General features: G+C 32.1%; 18 protein-coding genes and 4 pseudogenes. 3 read left to right on the forward strand and 19 right to left on the reverse strand.

Annotated features, from left to right (window positions below; genetic code table 11):
- Nucleotides 1-204: 204 nt before the first annotated feature.
- Nucleotides 205-1,194: a ketoacyl-ACP synthase III gene (locus tag QRY57_RS15500; RefSeq protein ID WP_070144492.1), complete on the reverse strand. Its 990-nt coding sequence runs from the start codon at nt 1,192-1,194 to the stop codon at nt 205-207.
- A 146-nt stretch (nt 1,195-1,340) separates the two neighbouring features.
- Between QRY57_RS15500 and QRY57_RS15505 the strand changes: the two are divergent.
- Together QRY57_RS15505 and plsY are read left to right on the forward strand one after the other, a co-directional pair.
- Nucleotides 1,341-1,532 (forward strand): annotated as a pseudogene (locus QRY57_RS15505) (hotdog family protein); the annotation flags it as partial.
- A gap of 116 nt (nt 1,533-1,648) precedes the next feature.
- Entirely contained in the window at nt 1,649-2,281 is a 633-nt protein-coding gene (gene plsY / locus QRY57_RS15510; RefSeq protein ID WP_098135982.1) for a glycerol-3-phosphate 1-O-acyltransferase PlsY, read from the forward strand.
- A gap of 440 nt (nt 2,282-2,721) precedes the next feature.
- Here the strand turns inward: plsY and QRY57_RS15515 are convergent, their stop codons facing one another.
- The gene (locus QRY57_RS15515) at nt 2,722-3,978 is read right to left on the reverse strand and encodes an MFS transporter (protein ID WP_286015187.1); all 1,257 of its coding nucleotides are present in this window, start codon (nt 3,976-3,978) and stop codon (nt 2,722-2,724) included.
- Nucleotides 3,971-4,579 (reverse strand): ArsR/SmtB family transcription factor, encoded by a 609-nt coding sequence (locus QRY57_RS15520; protein WP_286015186.1) that lies wholly within the window; start codon nt 4,577-4,579, stop codon nt 3,971-3,973. Before QRY57_RS15520 ends, QRY57_RS15515 begins: the two co-directional genes overlap by 8 nt.
- Before the next feature lie 154 nt (nt 4,580-4,733).
- Here QRY57_RS15520 and QRY57_RS15525 point away from each other — a divergent pair, with 154 nt between their 5' ends.
- Nucleotides 4,734-6,164 (forward strand): IS4 family transposase, encoded by a 1,431-nt coding sequence (locus tag QRY57_RS15525; protein ID WP_286015185.1) that lies wholly within the window; start codon nt 4,734-4,736, stop codon nt 6,162-6,164.
- A gap of 262 nt (nt 6,165-6,426) precedes the next feature.
- Here the strand turns inward: QRY57_RS15525 and QRY57_RS15530 are convergent, their stop codons facing one another.
- The 16 genes and pseudogenes from QRY57_RS15530 to QRY57_RS15600 all read right to left on the reverse strand — a co-directional run bounded on the left by QRY57_RS15530 (nt 6,427) and on the right by QRY57_RS15600 (nt 22,739).
- Nucleotides 6,427-6,885: an NUDIX hydrolase gene (locus tag QRY57_RS15530; protein WP_286015475.1), complete on the reverse strand. Its 459-nt coding sequence runs from the start codon at nt 6,883-6,885 to the stop codon at nt 6,427-6,429.
- Nucleotides 6,886-6,909: 24 nt separating this feature from the next.
- Entirely contained in the window at nt 6,910-8,724 is a 1,815-nt protein-coding gene (locus tag QRY57_RS15535) for a M3 family oligoendopeptidase (protein ID WP_286015476.1), read from the reverse strand.
- Nucleotides 8,725-9,075: 351 nt separating this feature from the next.
- Nucleotides 9,076-9,435, reverse strand: a pseudogene (locus QRY57_RS27175) (HEPN domain-containing protein); the annotation flags it as partial.
- A gap of 168 nt (nt 9,436-9,603) precedes the next feature.
- Nucleotides 9,604-10,095, reverse strand: coding sequence for an NUDIX hydrolase (locus QRY57_RS15540; protein WP_286015477.1), 492 nt, complete (start codon nt 10,093-10,095; stop codon nt 9,604-9,606).
- Nucleotides 10,096-10,299: 204 nt separating this feature from the next.
- Nucleotides 10,300-11,419, reverse strand: a pseudogene (locus tag QRY57_RS15545) (IS3 family transposase).
- 593 nt (nt 11,420-12,012) lie between these two features.
- Complete coding sequence (locus tag QRY57_RS15550) at nt 12,013-12,159, reverse strand: helix-turn-helix transcriptional regulator (protein ID WP_286017876.1); 147 nt, start codon at nt 12,157-12,159, stop codon at nt 12,013-12,015.
- Between the two features lie 242 nt (nt 12,160-12,401).
- Nucleotides 12,402-12,568 (reverse strand): annotated as a pseudogene (locus QRY57_RS15555) (ATP-binding protein); the annotation flags it as partial.
- A 28-nt stretch (nt 12,569-12,596) separates the two neighbouring features.
- Entirely contained in the window at nt 12,597-13,220 is a 624-nt protein-coding gene (locus QRY57_RS15560) for a response regulator transcription factor (RefSeq protein ID WP_208018822.1), read from the reverse strand.
- Complete coding sequence (locus tag QRY57_RS15565) at nt 13,189-14,775, reverse strand: ATP-binding protein (RefSeq protein ID WP_286015478.1); 1,587 nt, start codon at nt 14,773-14,775, stop codon at nt 13,189-13,191. Before QRY57_RS15565 ends, QRY57_RS15560 begins: the two co-directional genes overlap by 32 nt.
- Before the next feature lie 78 nt (nt 14,776-14,853).
- A complete protein-coding gene (locus QRY57_RS15570; protein ID WP_286015479.1) occupies nt 14,854-16,824 on the reverse strand; it encodes an FtsX-like permease family protein in 1,971 nt (656 codons plus the stop codon).
- 32 nt (nt 16,825-16,856) lie between these two features.
- The gene (locus QRY57_RS15575) at nt 16,857-17,603 is read right to left on the reverse strand and encodes an ABC transporter ATP-binding protein (RefSeq protein ID WP_286015480.1); all 747 of its coding nucleotides are present in this window, start codon (nt 17,601-17,603) and stop codon (nt 16,857-16,859) included.
- A gap of 367 nt (nt 17,604-17,970) precedes the next feature.
- Entirely contained in the window at nt 17,971-19,347 is a 1,377-nt protein-coding gene (locus tag QRY57_RS15580; RefSeq protein WP_286015481.1) for a sensor histidine kinase, read from the reverse strand.
- A 1-nt stretch (nt 19,348) separates the two neighbouring features.
- Entirely contained in the window at nt 19,349-20,020 is a 672-nt protein-coding gene (locus QRY57_RS15585) for a response regulator transcription factor (protein ID WP_090690305.1), read from the reverse strand.
- Between the two features lie 202 nt (nt 20,021-20,222).
- Nucleotides 20,223-20,888, reverse strand: a complete 666-nt coding sequence (locus tag QRY57_RS15590; RefSeq protein WP_432804091.1) for a formylglycine-generating enzyme family protein — start codon at nt 20,886-20,888, stop codon at nt 20,223-20,225.
- Between the two features lie 309 nt (nt 20,889-21,197).
- Complete coding sequence (locus QRY57_RS15595; RefSeq protein WP_286015482.1) at nt 21,198-21,686, reverse strand: DinB family protein; 489 nt, start codon at nt 21,684-21,686, stop codon at nt 21,198-21,200.
- Between the two features lie 294 nt (nt 21,687-21,980).
- On the reverse strand, nt 21,981-22,739 hold the full coding sequence (locus tag QRY57_RS15600; RefSeq protein ID WP_286015483.1) for a GNAT family N-acetyltransferase: 759 nt from the start codon (nt 22,737-22,739) through the stop codon (nt 21,981-21,983).
- Nucleotides 22,740-22,777 lie beyond the last annotated feature (38 nt).

A 22,777-nucleotide genomic window follows, 5' to 3' on the forward strand; every position in this document is an offset into this window, starting at 1 on the left:
TCTTGAGCAAATAGTTGTAATTCATCGGATACAGAAATAGACATACAAAAACGCCATCCTTTCCTATGATTCTACAGAAAGGATAACGCCTTTTTTGCTTTAGAGGTAGTGCAAAAACTTAGCTTTATAGCGATGGAACAGAATCCCTATAAAGATTTTTAATGTAATAAAATACGTTTATGTTACTACTGGATATTTCATCTCCTATTCCTTTGCTAAATGCCATTTAATGATATGTCCAGCGTGTGTAAGACCTCCTCCAAACCCATAGAGTAAAAGAGTGTCCCCTTTTTTCACCTTTCCTTCATTCATACCTATGTCTAATGCTAATGGAATGGAGACAGAAGAAGTATTTCCCATGTATGTTACACTTGTTAACGTTTTATCCAGTGGGAAACCTGATTTTTCACATATAGATTCAATCATTCGTAAATTAGCACTATGTGGAACAAACCAGTTCACCTCTTCCAGTTGTAACTCTGCTTGACATAACAATTCTTTAATACCAATTGGTAGTGTCCGTGCTGCCCACTTATATACTTCTCTTCCATTTTGAACTATCTTCCCATGTGTTCTTAAAGGATTTCCAAACATGGTAGTAGATAAATTTTTACGATATACATGCATGCCTCCTTCCCCATTTGTCCCAATATGGGTAGCTATAAAGCTAGACTCTTCTTCATCTTTCTCTACTAAAACAGCTGCGGCTCCATCTCCAAATAAGATACATGTAGTTCGATCTGTATAGTCTGTAATCTTAGATAAGGTTTCTGTCGTTACAATTAAAATCTTGCGATGAAGGCCAGATGTAATTAAACCATTCGCCAGATGTAATCCGTATGTAAAACCAGCACAAGTCGCATTGAAATCAACAGCACCTGTATGTTGAATATTAAAATACTCTTGTATTTGGCAGGCTACACTTGGAAAAGTGTAGTCAGGCGTAGTTGTTGAAACGAGAATACAATCCACGTCGACAAGACTTTTATGATAACGTTCCACTAAGTTTTCAATAGCTTTAAAAGCTAATGTAGAAGCATATTCGTTATCACCAGTAATTCTTCTTTCCTTCATCCCAGTTCTTTGTACAATCCATGCATCATTTGTATCTACTAATTTTTCTAAATCATCATTGGTCAGCTTTTTTTCAGGTACATAGGTACCAATAGCTGTAATTCTTGCTTTTGATTGCATACATTTATCCCCCTTTACTATTTTCACACTTAGTTATATAATCAAATAATAGTACTAGGTACTAATTATTGTCAATATTCGAACATTTTATTCCTGGAAATTAAACTAACTAAAATATCTATCTATGGTATAAAGGAGAGACATTCATGCTCAATATTCAACAAATTGAAGAAATTATTCCCCATCGTTATCCCCTTTTATTAATTGATCGGATCATTGAAGTAGAAGAAGGAAAGCGTGCAGTTTAGATCCAAAATGTTGTAACTAATGAAGGATTTTTTACCGGTAATTTTTCTGACTATTCAATCATGTCCAACATCCTTATTGTAGATGCCCTTTTAACATGAATAAATAAGTAGAAGTTTATTGAAAAATTTTCTGGAGAAGAACAATGCTAAAACCCTGTGTTGATGTAGAAAAAAGAAATTCAGAATAATGTAAAGGGAGAAGAGTGATGATTGATATTTTAAAGATTTTTGCGGCCTTAGTTTTGGGATACCTTTTAGGAAGCCTTAATACAGCGGTGATTGTAGGGAAAATATACGGCAAGGACATAAGAAGCCATGGAAGCAAAAGCGCCGGGCTTACCAATACTCTGAGGGTACTTGGGAAATCTGCTGCGGTGTTTGTTCTTGCGGGAGATATATTAAAAGGGGTAATTGCCTGTTATATAGGCTTGTTCCTTAGCGTTTACTTTTATTCGGGAGAGGCTAAAGATTGCGTAAGCCTTTTAGCGGCGGGCGCAGGGGCGGTTATAGGGCATAACTGGCCGGTATATTTTGGGTTTAAAGGAGGCAAGGGAGCACTTACAGCAGTGGCTGTACTGTTTATGGTTGACTGGGTTATGGCCCTTTTATGCCTTGGCTTTTTTGTGATAATAGTAGCTTTAACCCGTTATGTCTCTTTAGGTACAATATGTGCTACATTGCTTGTTGCGGTCATTTCATTTATTCCTGTTTTTGGGAATACCTTATATTTTTATATATTTGCATTCCTAATGGCGTTTATGGTTATTTTCAGGCATATGGAAAATATACAAAGGCTGCTTTTAGGAACAGAAAATAAACTTATTTTTCCACAGCGTTGAGCATGTCGTCAAAATTGAAAAAAATTGGGGTTAGTTAACCGTTTAAGGAGGACGGCAACGATTCTTTACTTTTGGAGCCACTCAAGAAAAATGTACTTTATAATCCTATTTTGGGTATATCTCCTACCTTAGTAGCAATAAAGGGTTAATATAAGTCATCACATCATGCGTAAATATTAACGTACACATTGAATAGAAGAAATCAAAAAATACGTTATCCTTTCCTATGATTCTACAGAAAGAATAGCGTATTTTTTATTTTAGGGGGGTATTTTGTTTTGTTAGCTTGATAGCGATGGGGTAGCACCACATTGCTATCAAGTTAAAATTTTATAATGCCCCCCAAATGAAATTTTGTATCTCTATAGTCAATTACAACCCTAGTGCTTTAGATATTCAGTAGTGTATTCATTTCCTAAAGATATTTTATAATTAATGATTTAATCGACAGTTCGTAATGCTGGAATTTTAAAGTATATATATAAGGTAAATGCTATTAAAGATAAGGCACCAACCATAATAATAAATTTTATATTTATCTCAAGTGAAAGACTTAATGAAGTCAATCCATAGGAAATGGGTGTTAATCCCATGGAAGAGACTGTTTGAATACTCATTACTCTCCCAATCATTTCTGGTTCAGCTTCATTTTGCACAACAGAAACAGCACATATATTAGAAATTGTCATTGATATCCCCAAAAAAACAACAATAACAACACTTTGCCATAGTTCATTACTAAAACTTAATATCAAGAAACAAAGTCCTACAAACATTTGTGATGTTAGGCTAAGAATTCCTCTCTTTCTTTTGAGATTTATAATACCAAGGATAATAGAGCCTAGTACCATCCCGATAGCTAAAAATGACATTATAAAACTATAGTCTATTGTTTCTCCTTCCAATATATTTTTAACAAAAATCGGTAATCCTATAGTTAATGGACCTACGAAAAAAAGATTCAAAAATAATGTTTTTAAAATGAAAGCCATTAATATTGGTGCCTTCTTAACATAGCTAATTCCCTCTTTTAAACTTATAAGCAAATGATGCTTATTTTCTTGAGTGTTAACAATTTTTTTATTAACTTTAATAAAAAATATAAAGCAACTACCTAAAATCAGCAGGATTGTAATCAAACTAAAAATCCCTGTATAATCAAATCCAACAATTATAAATCCGCTTATCATTGGACCCAAAATTGAAGTAGATTGACTTGTAGTCTGAATAATTGAATTCGCTCTTGTTAGAAATTCTTTTGGAACAATAACGGGAGTAATAGAACTAGATGCAGGCCAGAAAAACGCATCCAAAACACCAAAAAATAACGCAAAAATAATTAATGTCCAGAGATGTATCTCACCTGTAAATAATAACAATAAAACTAATCCTCCAATTAATATGGCTTTTGTTAAGTCTGAAAAAAACATTATTTTCGATTGACTTAGTCTATCAGCTAACACGCCGCCTAACAACATAAATAAGATCCGAGGAATTGCTCCAATAATATAAATAATCCCTAAGGAAGCTTCTAAATTTAACTCCTGAACAACATACCATGCTTCAGCAAAATAAAACATACTGAAACTCAGCCCAGAGAAGATGGTACTAATCCAAAGTAATATAAAAGATTTTTGTTTGAATAAAGATTTTACTTTTGTCGTGACTGCAGTTTTTTGTAAAACAGGTTCACTCATCTTTATCCCCTTCCTTAAAATGAGGCTCATCTACTTGGAATCCAACTGTGGCTAAATAAAACCATTCCGCATCACTATTCTCAATTTCATCAATATCATAGAGTTCTTTTAAAAGATCATGATACTTAGCAACCCATTCTTCAAATCGCTTTTTTGTTGTGCGAATTTCTATTTGACTTGATATTCTAGCCCATTCTTCTGGCTTTTCAGACTGTGTTAAAAAAGCATTTTCAGGAGCTGATAAAGCACGACTCTTTGCTCTCTCCAAGGTTGCAATGGTTAATAACCTACGACTCTCTCCATATTCCGAATGAAAAGGTAATAAGTTATTAGAGGGGATAAAACTTTTAGCAACCGCTTGATATAGTTTTTGAGTCATATTTCTTTTTTTATTTTCCTCTACTATTTGGACTAAACCATTTTTTTCTAGATCACGTAAGTGATAGTGAATTTTCGAACGAGACAAACCAATAATTTGTGACAACTGTTGCCCTGAACGAGGTTCTTCAATCAAAAAAGAAAGGATTTGAACTCTTAAAGGATCACTTAATGATTTTAATTGTTCATACTCATTTAGAATTAATATATCTTTTTGTGTCATTTAACATGTTCCTTTCATCTGACTAGTCAGCTTTTATTGACATAAATATAACTGTTTTTTCTGATTATTGTCAATAAAGAAACAAAATATTTTCTAAAAAAATAAAAAACCGTTATCCTGTTTCTAGAATTATAGGAAAGGATGGCTTTTTTGTATGTCTATTTCTGTATCTGATGAATTACAACTATTTGCTCAAGAGATTCAAAGCTTTTTATCCCCACATATCTTACGCGATCTTGCTAGAGATGTTGGCTTTGTGCAAAGAACCAGTAAGTACCAAGCAAAAGATTTAGTCGCTTTATGTGTATGGATGAGTCAAAGTATTGCTACGACTTCTTTAACTCAATTATCTAGCCGTTTGGAAGCATCAACAGAAGTGCTCATCAGCCCCGAGGGACTGAATCAAAGATTTAATAGCGCGGCTGTCCAATTTTTACAACGCATATTAGCTGAACTACTAAATCAAAAATTAGCCTCATCTATGCCGATTTCTTCTCCATATACTTCTGTTTTCAAGCGTATTCGTATTTTAGATTCAACTGCATTTCAACTCCCGGATGTATTTTCATTCATTTATCCGGGTGCTGGAGGATGCAGTCATACAGCGGGGGTAAAGATTCAACTTGAATATGATCTATTAAGTGGGCAGTTCCTACATATTCATACAGGCCCAGGTAAACAACATGATCGAACCTACGGTTCTTTGTGTGTTCCGACAGTGACAGCGAATGATTTATGTATTCGAGACTTAGGTTATTTTCATTTGAAAGATCTACAACATATACACGATAAAAAGGCTTACTATATCTCTCGTATTAAATCTAATACACGTATTTATCAAAAAAATCCCATCCCTGATTATTTTCAAGATGGAAGAATCAAGAAAGGTACAGAGTATATACAAATAGATATGGAGGTCTTAATGAATTCTCTTCAGCCAGGACAAACATGTGAAATCTCCGATGCTTATGTGGGAATGATTGATAAAGTACCAACTCGTGTGATTGTTCATCGATTAACAAAAGAACAACAACAAAAACGATTACAAGATCAAATTGTAAGAGAAAAAAAGAAAGGAATGAAGTATTCTCCTCGTAGTAAACGACTCAGTGGTATCAATGTATATATGACAAATACCCCTACAGATATTGTCCCAATGGGACAAGTACATGATTGGTATTCTTTACGTTGGCAGATCGAAATTTTATTTAAAACGTGGAAATCATTCTTTCACATTCATCATTGTAAAAAGATAAAACGAGAACGATTGGAATGCCATTTGTATGGGCAATTGATCGCCATTCTACTCTGTTCCTCTATTATGTTTCAAATGCGGAAGTTACTTCTTATGAAGAAGAAACAAGAACTGAGTGAATATAAAGCCGTATATATGATTAAAGATTATTTTTCTCTTCTGTTTCAAGCCATACAAAAAGACACCCAAGAATTATCAAAGATTCTTCTTCGTCTGTTTAACCTCTTACAGAAAAACGGACGGAAATCCCATCGATACGATAAAAAAACAGTCTTTGATATATTAGGTGTCATTTACAATTGTACCATGTCTGATAATCAAGCGGCTTAAATCAAAAAATGAAACCCATTAGGGTTTATTTCGTATGCAAATCTTTAAATTCCCTACACGTATCCTTTAGAAAAAAGAAACAACCTCTACTATAATTGACGTTGTATAAGCTTAGCTTGATAGCGATGGGGTAGCACCAACAAAACGCGAATTTCGTACGCTACGCAAAATTTTATAAAGAAGAAGCCGATTTCCTATACGTTAAGAAATTGACTTTTGGGATTTCTATTAAATTAGAATTCTACAATTAGCAAAATAATCATTATTTACCCAATTGTTTATTATAAATATTAATTGAATGTACCTTTTCTGCTAATAAATTATCTATTATTTGCTTTAATACCCTTGGCTCGCGTAGTTCTTTATTATCAAATTTCACTAGCTCATTTATATTAATCCACTTACTATCTAAGATCTCTTCTTCTTCAAGGTACAATGAACCACCAGTAACTTCGGCATTAAAATGAAATAGGACAACTTGAGTGTTTGTACTGCTGATAAAATTATATACACCAGTTGTGCTATTAAGTTTTACATCAAAGCCTGTTTCCTCTTTTACTTCCCTGCAAGCTGAATGGAAAATGTCTTCACCATATTCAATACGTCCACTTGGAAAGTTCCACTTCTCAATGGCAGTTGGTTTATTTTCTTTTATTATTAAGACTTTATCATCTTTAAATACTGATATACTAACTACTAAAACAATCCCATTTTGAGTCATTTTATTTCCTCCAGTATTTTATACCTATTGAAACACTTTATTTTGTGAAGAAGTTAATTTTATGAACTCATTAACATCTTTAACACATAATTTTATCCCTTTTTCCCAAAAAGTTTCTAATGTGATATCTTCTCCTAAGTGTTTCATTACTAAATCTTCTGCTGACATACTTCCTGAATCACGAAGCAATTTTAAATAGTCTTTTTCAAATTCTTTCCCTTTTTCTTTTGCGTTTGCAAACATACTTAATGCAAATAAATATCCAAATGTATATGGGAAATTGTAAAAAGGAGATTGTGTAATATAATAATGTGGTGTCCATATCCATGAATGGAGTGAAGCATTATCAAGGGAACCATCATACCCTATATCTATTGCTTCTTGCATTATTTCATTTAAGCGTGATGATGAAACAATTCCCTTTTTACGTTCCTCATAAAATTTCTTTTCAAACAAAAACCTAGAATGAATATTCATAAAATTCATGACGCTACGCTTTAATTTCTCATCAAGTAAAAACAATTTTTCATTAATAGATCCCGCTTTTTTCATTGCAGCATCTAAAATAATCATCTCAGAAAATGTTGAAGCAGTTTCGGCAATACTCATTGGATACTGTTTATTTATTCCATTAATAGGTTTCATTGCATGGTTATGAAAGGCATGACCTAACTCATGAACTAATGTTAATAGATTTGTAAACGTACCGTCATATGTCATAAAAACTCTTGATTCCTTCGAAAGTGGAAACCCCGCACAAAAAGCAACAGCTGACTTATTAGAGCGATTTTCTGATTCTATCCAACCTTTATTGAAAGCCTGTTTAGCAAATTGCTCTAGTTCTGTTCCAAACTGACTAAAATGCTCCAATATGAAATCAACAGCATCTTCGTATTCTATTTTTTGATCACTCTTTGTAACAGGTGCCCAAAAGTTAAATGATTTCATTTTTTCATGACCATTCATTTTTGCTTTTTGATTTAAGTAGTTAGTGAAGGGGGTTTTGAATTTATTAACCGCAGACCACATTGCATTTAGCGTTTCTTTTTTCATACGATTTTTCATTAAGGGTTCTTCTATTACATTATCTAAGCCACAATTTTTGTAAACTTGTAATCGAAATCCTGCAATATGATTTAATATTTTCGCAAATAATTCTTCGTTTTCTCTCCACTTATTTTCTAAAGCGGTATGAGATTCTTTACGAACTTCTTCGCTAGGGTGTGAACGTAAATTTATAGCTTGCCCCACTGATAATTCGTTTTGTTGACCATTTATTTGAACTTTAATTCTAATATTGCTCATAAACGAATTATAAAATTCCCCCCAAGCATGATACCCATCTACCATAAGGTCTGACACTAAATCTTGTTCTTCATCTGAAAGTTTCATTTTAGTACCTTTACGCCATTCATTTAGTATGAACTTGTAATTTGCTAAAACATCAGTATTAAGTAAGTTCGCCCACAAATATTGATTCGTTTTTATTAAAGTATTTTTCACTTTTTTCAATGCAGATTCAAAACGAGTATGTATTGTTGTTATTTTTCCTTTTAATGTTATAGCATGTTGATCCTTAGGATTTTGAGCAAGAAGACAGGTTATAAAAGAATTAGCTTGTGATATATAAATTTGAATGTCTCCTATGTAATCAAGTAAATCTGCAACTTTTTCTGATTCATTTATGTTTCGCGGGGTATTAAAAAAATTTAGTTTGTCTTCAAATTTATTGACCTTAACATCTAAATCTTTTATATGTTCACTTAATTGAGATGATTCACTTCCACCTGGGAATAGATTATCTAAGTTCCAAACTTGTAAATATTTTGTTTCTTCCAATTATTCCCCCCCTTAAATTATAATAACCCCACAATGACCGAACGTATATTCTTGATTTTATCATATCCTAGAGTGTTATTTCATTATTTTACTCAAATGCTTTAAGTACATTTCTTTTCACTCTCCCTATCACTGCACCATAAATATCCATATTGATTATGTATTAAACACTATTAATAGTTCCAAAAACGACCGTTTATGGAACTTGTTTGTTTTTAAACAAAAGCTGTCACTTTAGGAGATGATTTGCGTAGTTTTTAAATGATAAATTGCATATAAAAAAGAGAAATCTATAAAATTACAGATTTCCCTTTCTTCGACTTGAACTACTTAACTTTAGATTAGATTTGTTTAATTTGGCAATCTTTGTTGAGCGGTTTTCAAACGATAAACTAAATTATGATCTTTTGTAATAATTGAAACTATAGTCTCACTGCTGATTTCTAATCTTGTACAGAAATAATAGAAAAGAATCATTTTCATTCGAATATTTGCAAAAAATAAATCCAGATCTTTAAAATAGTAACTTGGCTTTTCTCCAAAGTGAGTATAATAGTCTCTAGTTGTACATATATCGCCAGCAAAGCCTCTTATTTTTTTCAAATCTGAAAAAGTTAAATTTATTAACCTCTCTTCAAGACCTTTTAATGTATCACGGATCCTTCTTTCTTCAATTGTGTTCCGTAAACTTAATTTATTGTCGATTTTAAATGTGTTCCGTAAATAATATCTATTATATTAAGTTTAATAAGTTAACGGAAGACATCTTCTGTAAACAAAAAACAGATCAAATTCAAAATGATATTTGATCTGTTTTTTATGAGTGATGTAGATTGACAGAATTATATCCACGGTTTTTGTTTATTTAAAAATAGATTTTCATACGGTTAATAAAATGGAATCTAATTTTTTATATGTGTACCCTACTAATTTACCATTAGAAATTATACATGCATGCTCATATTTATTTTGATCGTTTAGCAAGATTGGTAAGTATGCTGGGATCATCTCGCCAACTCCTAAGTTCATATTATCTATCGTCCAAGAAATCTTTTTCCAGTCTAGAATGCCTTCTTCTGTTTTTCTAGGGGTATTATATAAATATGTATTAGGTACTTCAGCAAGAAAAACAAATAAACCACCTGAGTAGGAATTATTAACGTTCCATGTAATAGTCCCTTTATATTCGACCGTATCTAGATTAATACCGGTCTCTTCTTTTATTTCTCGAATTATACATTCCGAAGGAGTCTCTCCATCTTCTATTTTTCCTCCAACCCCATTCCACAACCCTTTTATAGGAGAGTTTTCACGATTTAACATAAGTAATTCATTGTTTTTTTTGATAAAACATAAAGTTTGTTTATACATATAAATCCCCCTTAAGAATATACAATTAGCAATTATTACTTGAGATATTTTATAACAAATACTACTACGTATTTGTTTGCGGTTATTCCAACTCTCGATGTATTGAAATAACGCTAAGTACTCATTTAATATAAAAAGATAAAATAATATCAGAATCTAAAATATTGGATTTGAGTCAATATTTTGGACACAACAAAGTTAAGTCTATGCTACTTCTTTAGCTAGATCTTCTATTGCTTGGGGCATTTTTCTTTTGCGGTTATACCATCCCTCAATGTATTGAACTAGCGCTAGGTTTGCTTGTTTAAATGTCACATATTTTGTACGATATACTTCTTCTTTCTTTAAATTGGCATGAAACGACTCTATACAAGCATTATCATATGGACATCCTTTTTTGCCGAAAGAAGGTTTGATTTTATAATTCGCGAGTATCGTTTGGAATTCTTGACTTGTATATTGTGTCCCTAAGTCAGTATGTAGAATGAGACCTTCTGATGGTTTCTGTGTATGGTAAGCGTTTTCTAACGCTTTTACCACAAGATTCGGTGTCATGTTTCGTGAAAATGAATACCCAATAATTTTCTTAGAATACAGATCCATCACAGATGCTAGGTAACACCAGCCATCTTTTTGCGTGTGAATATAAGTAATATCCGCTACCCCCTTTTCATTAATTGTCGTCGTAGAGAAATCTTGTTCTAATAGATTTGGTTGTTCCTCTACAGTTGATCTTGATGAATGTGGTTTATATTTTTTTAGATAATGGAACAAATATTTTCTTTTTTCATGAGCCGTTGTACACGTTTTATACTTACTGATAATCCTTGATCCAACAGTATTTAATGAATTTTGGGCGCACCGCAACGCTTTCCGCTATCTTGATGAATGTGTATAAATTTTTCGGTTAGTTCTTTATTTTCACGACTATGCTTCGACTCTGTTTTATGCTGGGATTGATAGTAAGAACTTCTTGCGATTCCAAGAGTTTGGCACATCATATGAATAGAATACGTTTCTTTCTGACAATCGGTAAATTGGTGTAGTTCTGTATCGTTTATTTTCTCGTGAATATGGCCATAGCCTTTTTTAAAATTTCATTCTCTTCTTTTAGACGAAGCATTTCTTTTTTCATTCATTTTAGATCTTCTAGCGTCATTTCGTCTTCCTCAACTGATGTGATAGGAGAATATGATTTAATCCATTTATAAACGGTTACTTCTGATACGCCATACTCGCTACTTAATGCTTTTACAGGTTGTCCCGAACGATATAGTTCAACCACCATTTTTTTTAACTCTTCATTAAATTTCTTGTTTGTCATACGGACACTTCCTCCTTGAAATTCATTGTAAGGACTTAACTAAGTTGTGTCCATATGACTATACTAACTCCACAATATCTAAAATTAGTAAACTTAAAATGCTATTTGAAAAAGAGCGAGATATATTACTTAATTACATCCAAGAAAGAAAAGGTTAGAATCTTAAATAACTTCCGCATATAAAAAAGATCTATTTATTTTTTACTTATGAAAGAAATCTTACAAAACTGTCATCTTTATGTAAGGTTATTAGATAGTTCAACTATGATTTCAATGTAATAATAAAAGCGTAGGAAATACATATATAGAAAAAATATAATAGACAGAGGTAATTAGAAGATGATTTTAAAACTATCATTTATACTTTTTGGAGTACTCTTAGTATTATGGGGTGTATATAGTACTAAAAAACATGAAACATTTTTAGACAAAATCACTGGAATAGGACAACTTTTAGCCGGAATTACATGTATAATTATAGGGATTTTAAACTTTATAATTAAATAATTTATAATAGACTAAAAAAGATCATTAATTAGGATCTTTTTTTAGTTCATCTAATCTTCAAATATAAATAATTCATCAATAGTTGTTCATAATACTTTTGCTATATCATGAGCTAATTGTAAAGAAGGATTATACCTTCCCTTTTCTAAATGACTTATCGTTTCACGTCGAACTCCTACAGCATCCGCCAGATTGCTTTGTTTCATATCTATTTTAGCTCGAAACTCCTTTATTCGTGTTTTAAACGCATTTGTTTAAATTTCCTCCTCTATATTTTTATCGTAATAATATAAAGAGAATTGGAACTTTAACATACAACTATAGCAATTTTTCCTCTTTTTTAAAATAATCCGGAAATATTGTTACATCAACAAAAAAACATATCAATTCATATGTGAATTGATATGTTTTTTGTATGATATTTAAAATGTTTCTCCCTGAAAACGGAACTACTTATTTCAAATAGCCCTTCTCATCATTTAGGAATTTCAATTCGAAACGTCGTACCTTCTCCTTTTACATTCTCCACTGAGATTTCTCCATGATGCAATTCAACAATCTTCTTCACAATGGATAATCCTAAGCCACTTCCCTCTACATTACGGCCCTCGCTGTATCCACCTTATAAAATCGATCAAAAATTCCCCATTGAATTCAAGCCTTAGCTTCATTAACAATTTCTATAATGAGGTTGAATATACCCTAATTGTATTCCTTTTGTTACAGCTTCTAATGAGGATGAAACATCCAATTTATCAAATATATGTTGAATGTGGTTTGATATTGTGCGTTCACTAGCATACAACATGGTAGCAATTTCTTTACGCTTATATCCTTCACATAGTAACTGTAAAATTTGTTTTTCACTATCAGTTAATTCTTCAACATAGTCCGTGGATATTGGAAAATAACAACTACCTTCGTTAATCTTAATTAAAATTTCTAACAACTTATCTGGCATGATATTTTTATTAATAAAGCCACTTACACCAATTTTTTGAGCTTCATATCGATAAACAGGCAAATCATAACCTGTTAATATAGCTATTTTCGTATCATATTTACTATCTAAAATACTTTTTGCTATTTCTAAACCATCCTCGCTACTGATATTGTTTAAATTTATATCTACTAAAATAATGTCTGGCTTAAACTCTTTAATGATTGTGATAACATTTTCAACATTTTGTAATGAATAGAATTCATCTATCTCAGGGTAATCTTCCAAAGCTATCTCCAAACTTTTTGAAAACAAAGCATGGTCATCTATTAATAAAATATTGATAGGAATCATCTCCTTTCATAGGAATAAAAATAATAATACATAAACCAGAAGGCTTGCATTCTGAGATAGTCATGTTACCGTTTAACAAAAACAGTTGTTCTTTAATAGAATTCAACCCTCTATGTTCATTAGGAATATGCTTCTCATTTCCCATACCTATCCCATTATCTTTTACTATAAGCTCTATTTTGTTATTTTCTTGTACCAAACTCAAAACTAACTTGGAACATTTAGAATGTTTGAATGCATTTGTTACTAATTCTTTTAAAATTCGGTATATAACAAGATTATAAGGTTCAACTAAGAATAAATTGTCATTACAATTAAAAGATATATCAATATTTTTCATTCCGTATTTTTGCTGTATCACCTCAAGCAAATTGCTATAATTCTTTTTTAATGTGAGTGTCTTTAATAATGTTGGTTGGTACTCTTGCATTTGTACACGTATTGACTGGTTTAAGTTGTCCAACGTTTTTACTATCATTTTATGAATTTCTTCTTTATTAGATTTATTCATCATATTTTTAACTGCTAATATATCTTGCAATATTTCATCATGCAGATAATTAGAAAACTCACTTTTCAACTTCTCCTCTTTAGCTATTTGCAAGAGATTGTGAACGTAAGAACTTTCTGGCAAAGTTTTTGGTTCTTCTGTATCCACCTTTAAGATCGTATTTTTTATGTCTTGAAATAATAGGATAAAATAAAGAAGAACAAACCAAAAAATCGTATGTATAATGATAAAATAGGTAATCATATTAAATCTAAACAACAGCCCAAGCGAACTAATAAAAACAATACAACATAAAAGCATGAATACCATTTTACCTTCCTTTAAAAGAAAATATTGCTTCAGAAATATATGGCTTTTAAAGGCAATGGCATGAATACTGAATAAGGGCAACAGGATCACGATATACCACCCTAAATTACTTAAATATTCAGGGCTTTCTGCAAACAACACAGCATACACAATAAAGAGAGCGATAAGAATAGTAACAGATTTAAGTAAATGTTTTTTTTCGCTTGTGAAGATAAATTTAATTCGTTTTCGATGTTTCAAAAATAAAAAAATGATACAAATAAAACTAAAAATCCATTGACATGAAAATAGAACAGCAAATATTTTATCGTTTATCAATTTCGCAACCAATGTTAATACGTATGTAATCTTTAAAATCCAGTCTGTTTCTTTTTTATAAGCATAAATAGAATCTTGGAAAAAGAACAAAAGCAAAAATTGTACTGTCTTATATAGAATTACTACACTAAATAGTATACTTACTGTATAAGAAATTTGACTTCCATTAAGTGTCAGTAAAAATTGCCATGCAGCAAAAAGTAGCAATTTGGAAAATTTTGATAACGTGTTATTTTCTTTTATGTTTACAAAACTAATATATGCCCCATATATGACCATTATTGTTATAAACGTTAGTGGAAGTAACTTTGCTGTTCCTGCAATCTTACCTTGCAAAAATTCATAGCATAAAAAAATAATCATGCAAAGTTGATTCATTAAAATAAATATTTGTTTTTGCTCATAGTACTTTTTCATAGACTCACTTACCTTTACTAGATTACATACAGATAAAGCTGATGTTTGTTTATTATCATCAGCTTTATCTGTAAATTTTTACTTTTTATCGCTAAATATAATTTTATAGCATGCTCTTTTTGTTAACAAATAATAAATGATATAAACCGCTGTAAAAATAATTACCGTAAAAAGAATTGGTAATATAAAGGCGCTGCTTTTTCCTAATAAATCGTCCATTAAAGCAGTTTTGTATGCCACCAATGCAAAAATACTATGCGCTAACCCTAATATGTAAGGGATGCTAAATAACGTAAAGATTTCTTTTTTAATTATCCTTTTTATTTTTTTCTTGTTATATCCCATTCTTTGTAAAATTATAAATTCATTTTTGTTTGACATCATACTCGAAAGATTATGAAAATAGAGTATGCTACCTGTTGCAATAAAAAAGATGATAGTAACAAAACTAATGAGCAGAAATGTTGAACCATTCTGCTGGATAATGTAATCATTTTTTTGATAACTACTTGTAAAATATATGTTATCTTTAAATAGTGGCGCTAAGTTTTCATAGACTTGTTTGTTATCTCTCATATCTGTTCCGTTAATGCTTATCATAGTCTTTTCTGGAGGCCCTAATGCTTTTATTTCTTTATAAAGTTTGTCAGAAATAATAAGAGTCCCTACACTATTGGCAAATCCGATTGGGGTAAGTAATGTAGTCTCTTTCACTTTTACATCCACGCTATTTGTAGATGTTAAGTTTAAAGTATATGTATTCTCTTTATCTAACTTTTCTTTTTCAGGCCTATATTTTACTAAGATGCTTTCATTTTCACCTAAATTCTCAAACTCTACATTTTTTCCCTGAAAATTTATTAACTCCCTGTAATCTGACTCAGAGATCAGATCAAATCCATGTTCTTTCTTCATACTATATTCTTTAGGTAAATTTTCAGAAGCGGATGTTCCTTGAATAATAGTCGTTTCTTTGTATTTCATGTTTTCTTTTCCGACAGTATCTTGCACAGCTTTAATTGCTTTATTAGCCAGTTCTTTATCTTCCAACGGGAACTCAATAGCTGACGGTACGATACGTTCTGTAGCAGCAACCGGATAGTAAAGCGTCAGTATAGTGGAACCAAATATAGCTAAAGTTCCTGCAGCTAATAAAGTTAACAAAATTAAAGTCTTTGCCTTCGAACGGATTTTAAATATAAAGTTTGGAATGATAATAATATTCGATTCCTTATAAAACCATTTTTTCTTTTTCTTCAATTTTTGAATAGCAAAAGGTAAAAAGGAGTGAATAAAGAAGATTGTCCCTAGTACCACGCTTAACATTGTTACAAGCGCGATTGGTGAAAATCCTATCGCTTTCCACAGCGATTCGGTTCCTCTTACAATATCAATAGCTAAGAAATAGCCTGCCAAAATCAAGAATAGTCCTAATAGCGATAAAGCTGTATTAACTTTCACCTGCTTTTCTTCCTTTTTCTCCAAGCGTACCAAAGTAAGTAAGGAACTTTTCCGAAGGATTATCCAGTTTGATAAAAATAAGACTATCAAAACAGCAAATATAAAAATAAAAGTGAATAGTACCGAATTGAGATTAATTAGCGGCACTTCAGAAGTATTAATTTGTAAGTTGAGTACTCTGACTATCATCTCGATAATTCCCTTATGAGCAATAGCCCCCAGTACTACGCCTACAATTAGAGCAGTAAAACAAATGATAATATTTTCAAAGGTTAATAATTTTACCATAGTTGACTTTCGATACCCCAAGAGCGAATAAATTCCCAGCTCTTTCATTCTTTTTTTCATAAAGAAAGTATTGGAGTATGACATATAGAACAGTACAAATGCCATAACGAAGATTGCCACCGTTCTCGACATTGTTTCTACTCTACCATCAGACGAGATCTTTTCCATGATAATATCGTTCATGGAAAAAGAAATAAAGGCGAAAAACACCATCAAAACAAAAGCCACTGAAACGAAATAGAACGCATAGAAGGAAAAGTTATTCTTCAGATTCTTTTTTGCTATTGTTAATAATCCCACAGTCATGCCTTCCTTTCACACTCTTAGTTATATCAATTTTCATCAATTTTTGAGATTTCCTTTAATATCTCTTCAAAAAATTCTTTTCTACCCTTTTCGTTTCTTTTTAATTCTTTCAAAATATTCCCATCCTTGAATATTAAGATTCTACTTGAAAAACTTGCTGCATAAGCGTCATGGGTTACCATCAAAATTGTTGTATGAAGATCCTCATTAACCTCTCTTAACTTTTGAAGTAGCTCTGTTGCAGAGTTTGAATCTAACGCGCCGGTTGGTTCATCTGCAAATAATATACTTGGCTGCTTCGCAATCGCTCTTGCTGCCGCAACCCTCTGCTTTTGTCCTCCAGAAAGTTGACTAGGGTACTTTGATAATTGTTCGAATATGCCAAAGCGCTTTGCTAAACTTTCTATAGTCGATTCAATTTCATTTGGGGATTTGTTTAACAAAGTAAGTGGTACAGCAATATTTTCTTGCACCGTTAAACTATCAAGTAAAAAATACTCTTGAAAAATAAAGCCTAAATGATCCTTCCTAAAATCTGCAGATTTGTTATTATTAAGTGTTTTAATATTGACGCCATTTATCAAAACATCTCCATCTGTCGGTGTATCAATAGTTGATAGTATATTTAATAAAGTTGTCTTTCCAGATCCTGAAGCACCCATAATGCCAATAAATTCACCTGATTCAATATCAAAAGATACTTTATTTAATCCAGGCAATTGCGTCTTATTGTAAATTTTTGTAACATCCTTTGCAGATAATAATGTATTCACCTTATTTGCTCCTTTCAATTCATTGATATGTTAATTTTATTCTTCAATATATAAAGAAGCATGAGTAAAAAACGCAATCTTCTACTTACATTACAAATTTACTCTATTTGTAAACACCCCCTCCGTTTAGCTGTCAGTTACATAATGAGCACTTTTAAAAAGTTGCCCTTCAATTTTTTCTATACGATTTGTGTTGCATTCCCATTGTAATCCAACTATGAATTACCCATTTTCAAATGGCTAACTCCAATAATCTACCTCGTTCGATTTACATATTTCCTTTTAACATTTTTATCACTTAATCCTATATAGGATCCTATAAAAAAGGGCTGATTTAAAGATTCCCTCTTCAAATCAGCCCTTCTCATTATTTCGGTAATTCAATCTGAAACGTCGTACCTTCTCCTTTTACACTCTCCACTGAGATTTCTCCATGATGCAATTCAACAATCTTCTTCACAATGGATAATCCTAAGCCACTTCCCTCTACATTACGAGCCCTCGCTGTATCCACCTTATAAAATCGATCAAAAATCCGATCCACTTCTTCTTTCCCCATACCAATCCCGCTATCTGAGATTGAAATTACTACACTCTTTTCTAATTCTCGGGCAGCAAATGCGATGGTTCCACCACTATCTGTAAACTTAATACTATTTGTAAATATATTTGTCCAGACTTGATGAAGTAAATTCTCATCACCCTTTATATTCACGTTAGGAACATCAAATTCAACCGCAATATCTTTTTCACGCCATTTCCATTCCAACATAAAAATGACGTCTTTCATTTGTTTTTGCAAATCAAACTCTTTTATTTGAAGAACCTTTTCCTCTTTATCTAAAGAAGCAAGCGTGAGTAACTGTTTACATAAACTAGACATTCGTTTACTTTCAGTCTCAATAATTTGCAAATAATGTTTCCGTTCCTCTTCTGTCATCTTTTCTGACTGTAATGTCTTCGAAAAACCTTGAATGGAAGATAGCGGAGATTGAAATTCATGAGACACGTTGGAAACAAACTCTTGTCTCATTTGATCTAACTCTTTTATACTTTTTGTCATCTTTTTAAAACTTGTAGATAATGTCCCAATTTCATCTTTTCGTCCTTCTTCTAATTCAATATCATATTCACCACTCGCAATTTTCTGCGTCGCTTTAGTAAATGTTTGAATTGGACGAACGATATAACGAGCTGCAATTGCAATAAAAATGATACTTAATACAACAATAAACCCTAGCAACACTGCTAAGAAAATCCTCATTTCACCAAACTGCTGCTGAATATCAGGACGAATAAATAAAGCATACTGCTTATCACCATGTTTCAGTGGAACCCCAACGCTATTAATTAATTCATTATCAAAAAAGCCTGTTATAAATAGTCGAGTTGGATAAGTAGAAACACCATTGTATGTTTTCCCTTGTAAGACTTCATTAATTGTTTCATCGCTAATTTTTGTCTTTCGAAAAGCATTTCCAATACGTTTCCCCTGTTTTTGATCATCTACTACATAAATCTCATACCCTAATTTTGCAATTGAATGCAAATACTCATCCTTATTTTCTTCCGTTTGTTTTTCATACAAGCGCTTTATTTCTTCAGCATAACGTAAAATCTTTTCACTATTATATGGTTTTAATTTCACTTGATAATACACATTGGTTAATAAAAAACCAATGATGCTACTAAGAAGCATAATCCCAATCGTAATCAATGCAAATCTAGAATAAAGTGACTTCATCTTATTTCAGCTCCAACTTATAACCAAGTCCACGTACTGTTTTAATTTGAAAATCATCTGTTCGTTTTGAAAAACGATCTCGAAGACGTTTAATATGAACATCAACTGTCCGTTCATCCCCTTCAAAATCCATTCCCCAAACAAGTTCAATCAACTCTTCTCTTGAAAATGTTCTACCGGGATACCCAGCAAGTTGTGACAATAATTCAAATTCCTTTAATGGCAATAAGATGGTTTGATTATTACATTTCACCTCAAAACTTTTTCTATCAATCGTTGTCCCATGAAGCGTGATAACGTCCGCACTCAACATTTGATAACGACGAAGCAAAGCTTTCATACGAAAAATTACTTCTGCTGGTTCAAATGGTTTTACAATATAATCATCTGTTCCAGAAACAAATCCTTTCTCTTTATCCACTAGTTGGTCTTTTGCAGTTAATAAAATAACAGGTATATCATGATACTTTCTAATTTCTTCACATAAAGTATAACCATCCACAAACGGCATCATAATATCGACAAGAGCAAGGTGAATATTTTCCCTTTCTAATATAGATTGCGCTACTTTTCCATCCTCAGCTTCAAAAATTTTAAACCCTTCCTTTTGTAAGTGGTAATGTAATAATTCTCTAATGTGCTTATCATCATCTGCTAATAAAATATGTATCATATTCGTTAAACCCTTCCTTGTTTATCTCTCTACAACATTACATTAAGAAACAATTGTGTTTTTTGCAAGAAAAAGACAGTATAAAAATGAAAACCTGTATCTTTGATTACCCAGCAATTAAAGATACAGGTTCTTTTTTATTTTACTTTCACTCTCTATTAGTTGAGCTGTACTTCCCTGAAAGTGCACTCGTTTGAGGAAGTTAAAATGACCGTGCAAGCCGGAACCCAAGGTCATCAATGTAAAATGTCGGATGGCTACGACGACGACATGAAGCTCCGCACCCCCTGGCCTCTTCAGCCCAGCTACCTCCTCGAAAAATTCGGTAGGAGCCGTACACTTGTTCATCATATAAATCAAAGCACCACTCCCAAACATTCCCTAACATATCATACAGACCCCATGCATTCGGTTCCTTTCTTCCTACTTCATGGATTTTGCCACCTGAATTTCCATCATACCAAGCAATCTTATCAATCTCTCCATATCTATAACCAGTAGTCCCCGCTTTACATGCATATTGCCACTCTGCTTCTGTAGGAAGTCGATAGCCATCAGATTCCCCATTACAAATAATATTTTCACCATTATCACTTATAGAATAACACTCTTTCAGTCCAGCTTTCTGTGAAAGTAGATTGCAAAAAGAAATGGCATCATTCCAAGAAATATTTACAACTGGTTTTAGATCTTTATCAAAAGAATTAGGTGACTGATTTGTAATCGCATAGTACAGATCCGCAGTTACAGGATACTGTGCAAGAAGAAATGGCCTTATTGCCACTTTCCATTTACTTTTTATTCTATCGTCCCTTAGCTCCACTTCTCCTTCTGGAATTTTTACCATCTGGTTGTCAATGTAACTCATTATTTTATTTAACACTTTACTTCCTCCTAACGATCTTAATGCCGTGAATTTCATTACATTTAGAACCATTAGATCGATACAAAAGTTACGTTGTTTTTTGGTGATATCCTTTAACTCCAAAGGATGATGTATTTTTATTATCTTGTATAGCTTCAATTTTTCCGTTCCATCTAATGATATCTGTAACAAAAATACCTATACTAATGTAGGCTATAACAATATAAGATTTGCATTTAAACAGAAAAACCAATCCTTCACATACTTTCTGTTCTCGGCAGTTATAGTAGATTATTTTTTAATACATTTGAATTAATCAAGGTCTGTGTTAGGTGGATTGTATCCGAGGTGACGTGCCATTGATACGATTTGTCCTTTGTGATGAAACTCATGTGTCTCAGTATGGGTTAAAAGCCATAGCGGAGTCGTACTCCACGGTTCTTTTTGCCATTTCACTTCATTTTCTATATTTTCGAACCAGCGCGTATTGAATTCATCAAAAAAACGTTGTACAATCTCATCTACTAACTCAAACCTTTCACGAACCAACTCGACATCTGAATGCTCAATTTCATAATCAGTAGCAAACGAAAAGTCTGATCGTTTTTTGTTACATGCGAATGATCCAAGCCAGTATCGATAGCAATCGGCTACATGAATATGGGTCTTTATAATGCTACCGCTTCCGAAATTCGGAACTGTGCTGTGCAACTTTTGCGGCGGGATTTCTTCCAAAAATGCAAATAAATTTTCTCTGGTAGAGCTAATAAAGTTGTATTGTTGCTTTAAAACATCTAACATTCAATATCACTCCTCTTTTATTTACCATAATCCCCGTTATACACAATAAACACAGAGACTAATTCTATATTCATCAGAATGAAACCTTTTTCCCTTTTAAAAGCTTTATACAAGAATTAATACATTTTCTTTTTTTACGTATATTTTCTTACAATCGTTCTTATTTCTTGTCTAAGAATTGCATAGCATACTTTATTTTATATGATAAGGTGGGGATAGTAAGAAGAATATAATTGTATCAATACATTTCAGTCTCATACATTTTTTATGGAACTATTTGCTCCCGATTTTGAATCAACCTAACTCTTTCAATCGTTTCATTGCCGAATGTATCGTTAGTCGATGATATGTAATTAATTCATTTTTAAAGATTACCCCGTATATGCCGTATGGTGTTGGTGACAGTTTTAATAACTCTTCTCTGCTTTGAATATCAATAATTATAGTTTTTATCCCCAACTTATTTACTGCTTCTAAAACGTTATCAGAAGCAACCTCGATAAATGGACATTGTTGTGTTCTTACAATCGTTAATTCATGAAAAGTTTGAAGTCTTTCATTCCAGTCGCTCGGAAAATATGGATTAGGAGAATCATCAAATTTATAAACTAGCAATTCAAACCCATAAGGTGCTTGTGCGATTTCAATAAATTCATTTTTAATAAAAATATCTTTACTTGGTGTCCAAGAAGTATTCGAATTCGTTACAACGATAACACCATTCTTATTTTGTTTTTTTGCTTCTTTCATACACTGCTGAATCAACTTCGACGCATAACCCTTACCTGTTATATGTACCCAAAGACAATGAATAACAATATAATTTTCGCCATAAACCACTCTTGAAGAGTATTCAATCGGTGCATATTCAATAAATCCTGCTAGTTTGCTATCTTCCATTATTTTTATATACTTTAAACCTTCTTTAAACCTTTCCATTAACCATCTATTTTTATTTATATATCCTGTTGAATTTGGTTTGCTACGAAGACAATAGCATCCTTCTCTTTCTAAGTTTGTTTCGTCTACACTAACTATGTCAAAAATTTCCACAGTATAACATCTCCAATCATGAATCGCCCTTTTCTTAA

The sequence above is a fragment of the Bacillus arachidis genome (genome assembly GCF_030285945.1).
Taxonomy (GTDB): domain Bacteria; phylum Bacillota; class Bacilli; order Bacillales; family Bacillaceae_G; genus Bacillus_A; species Bacillus_A arachidis.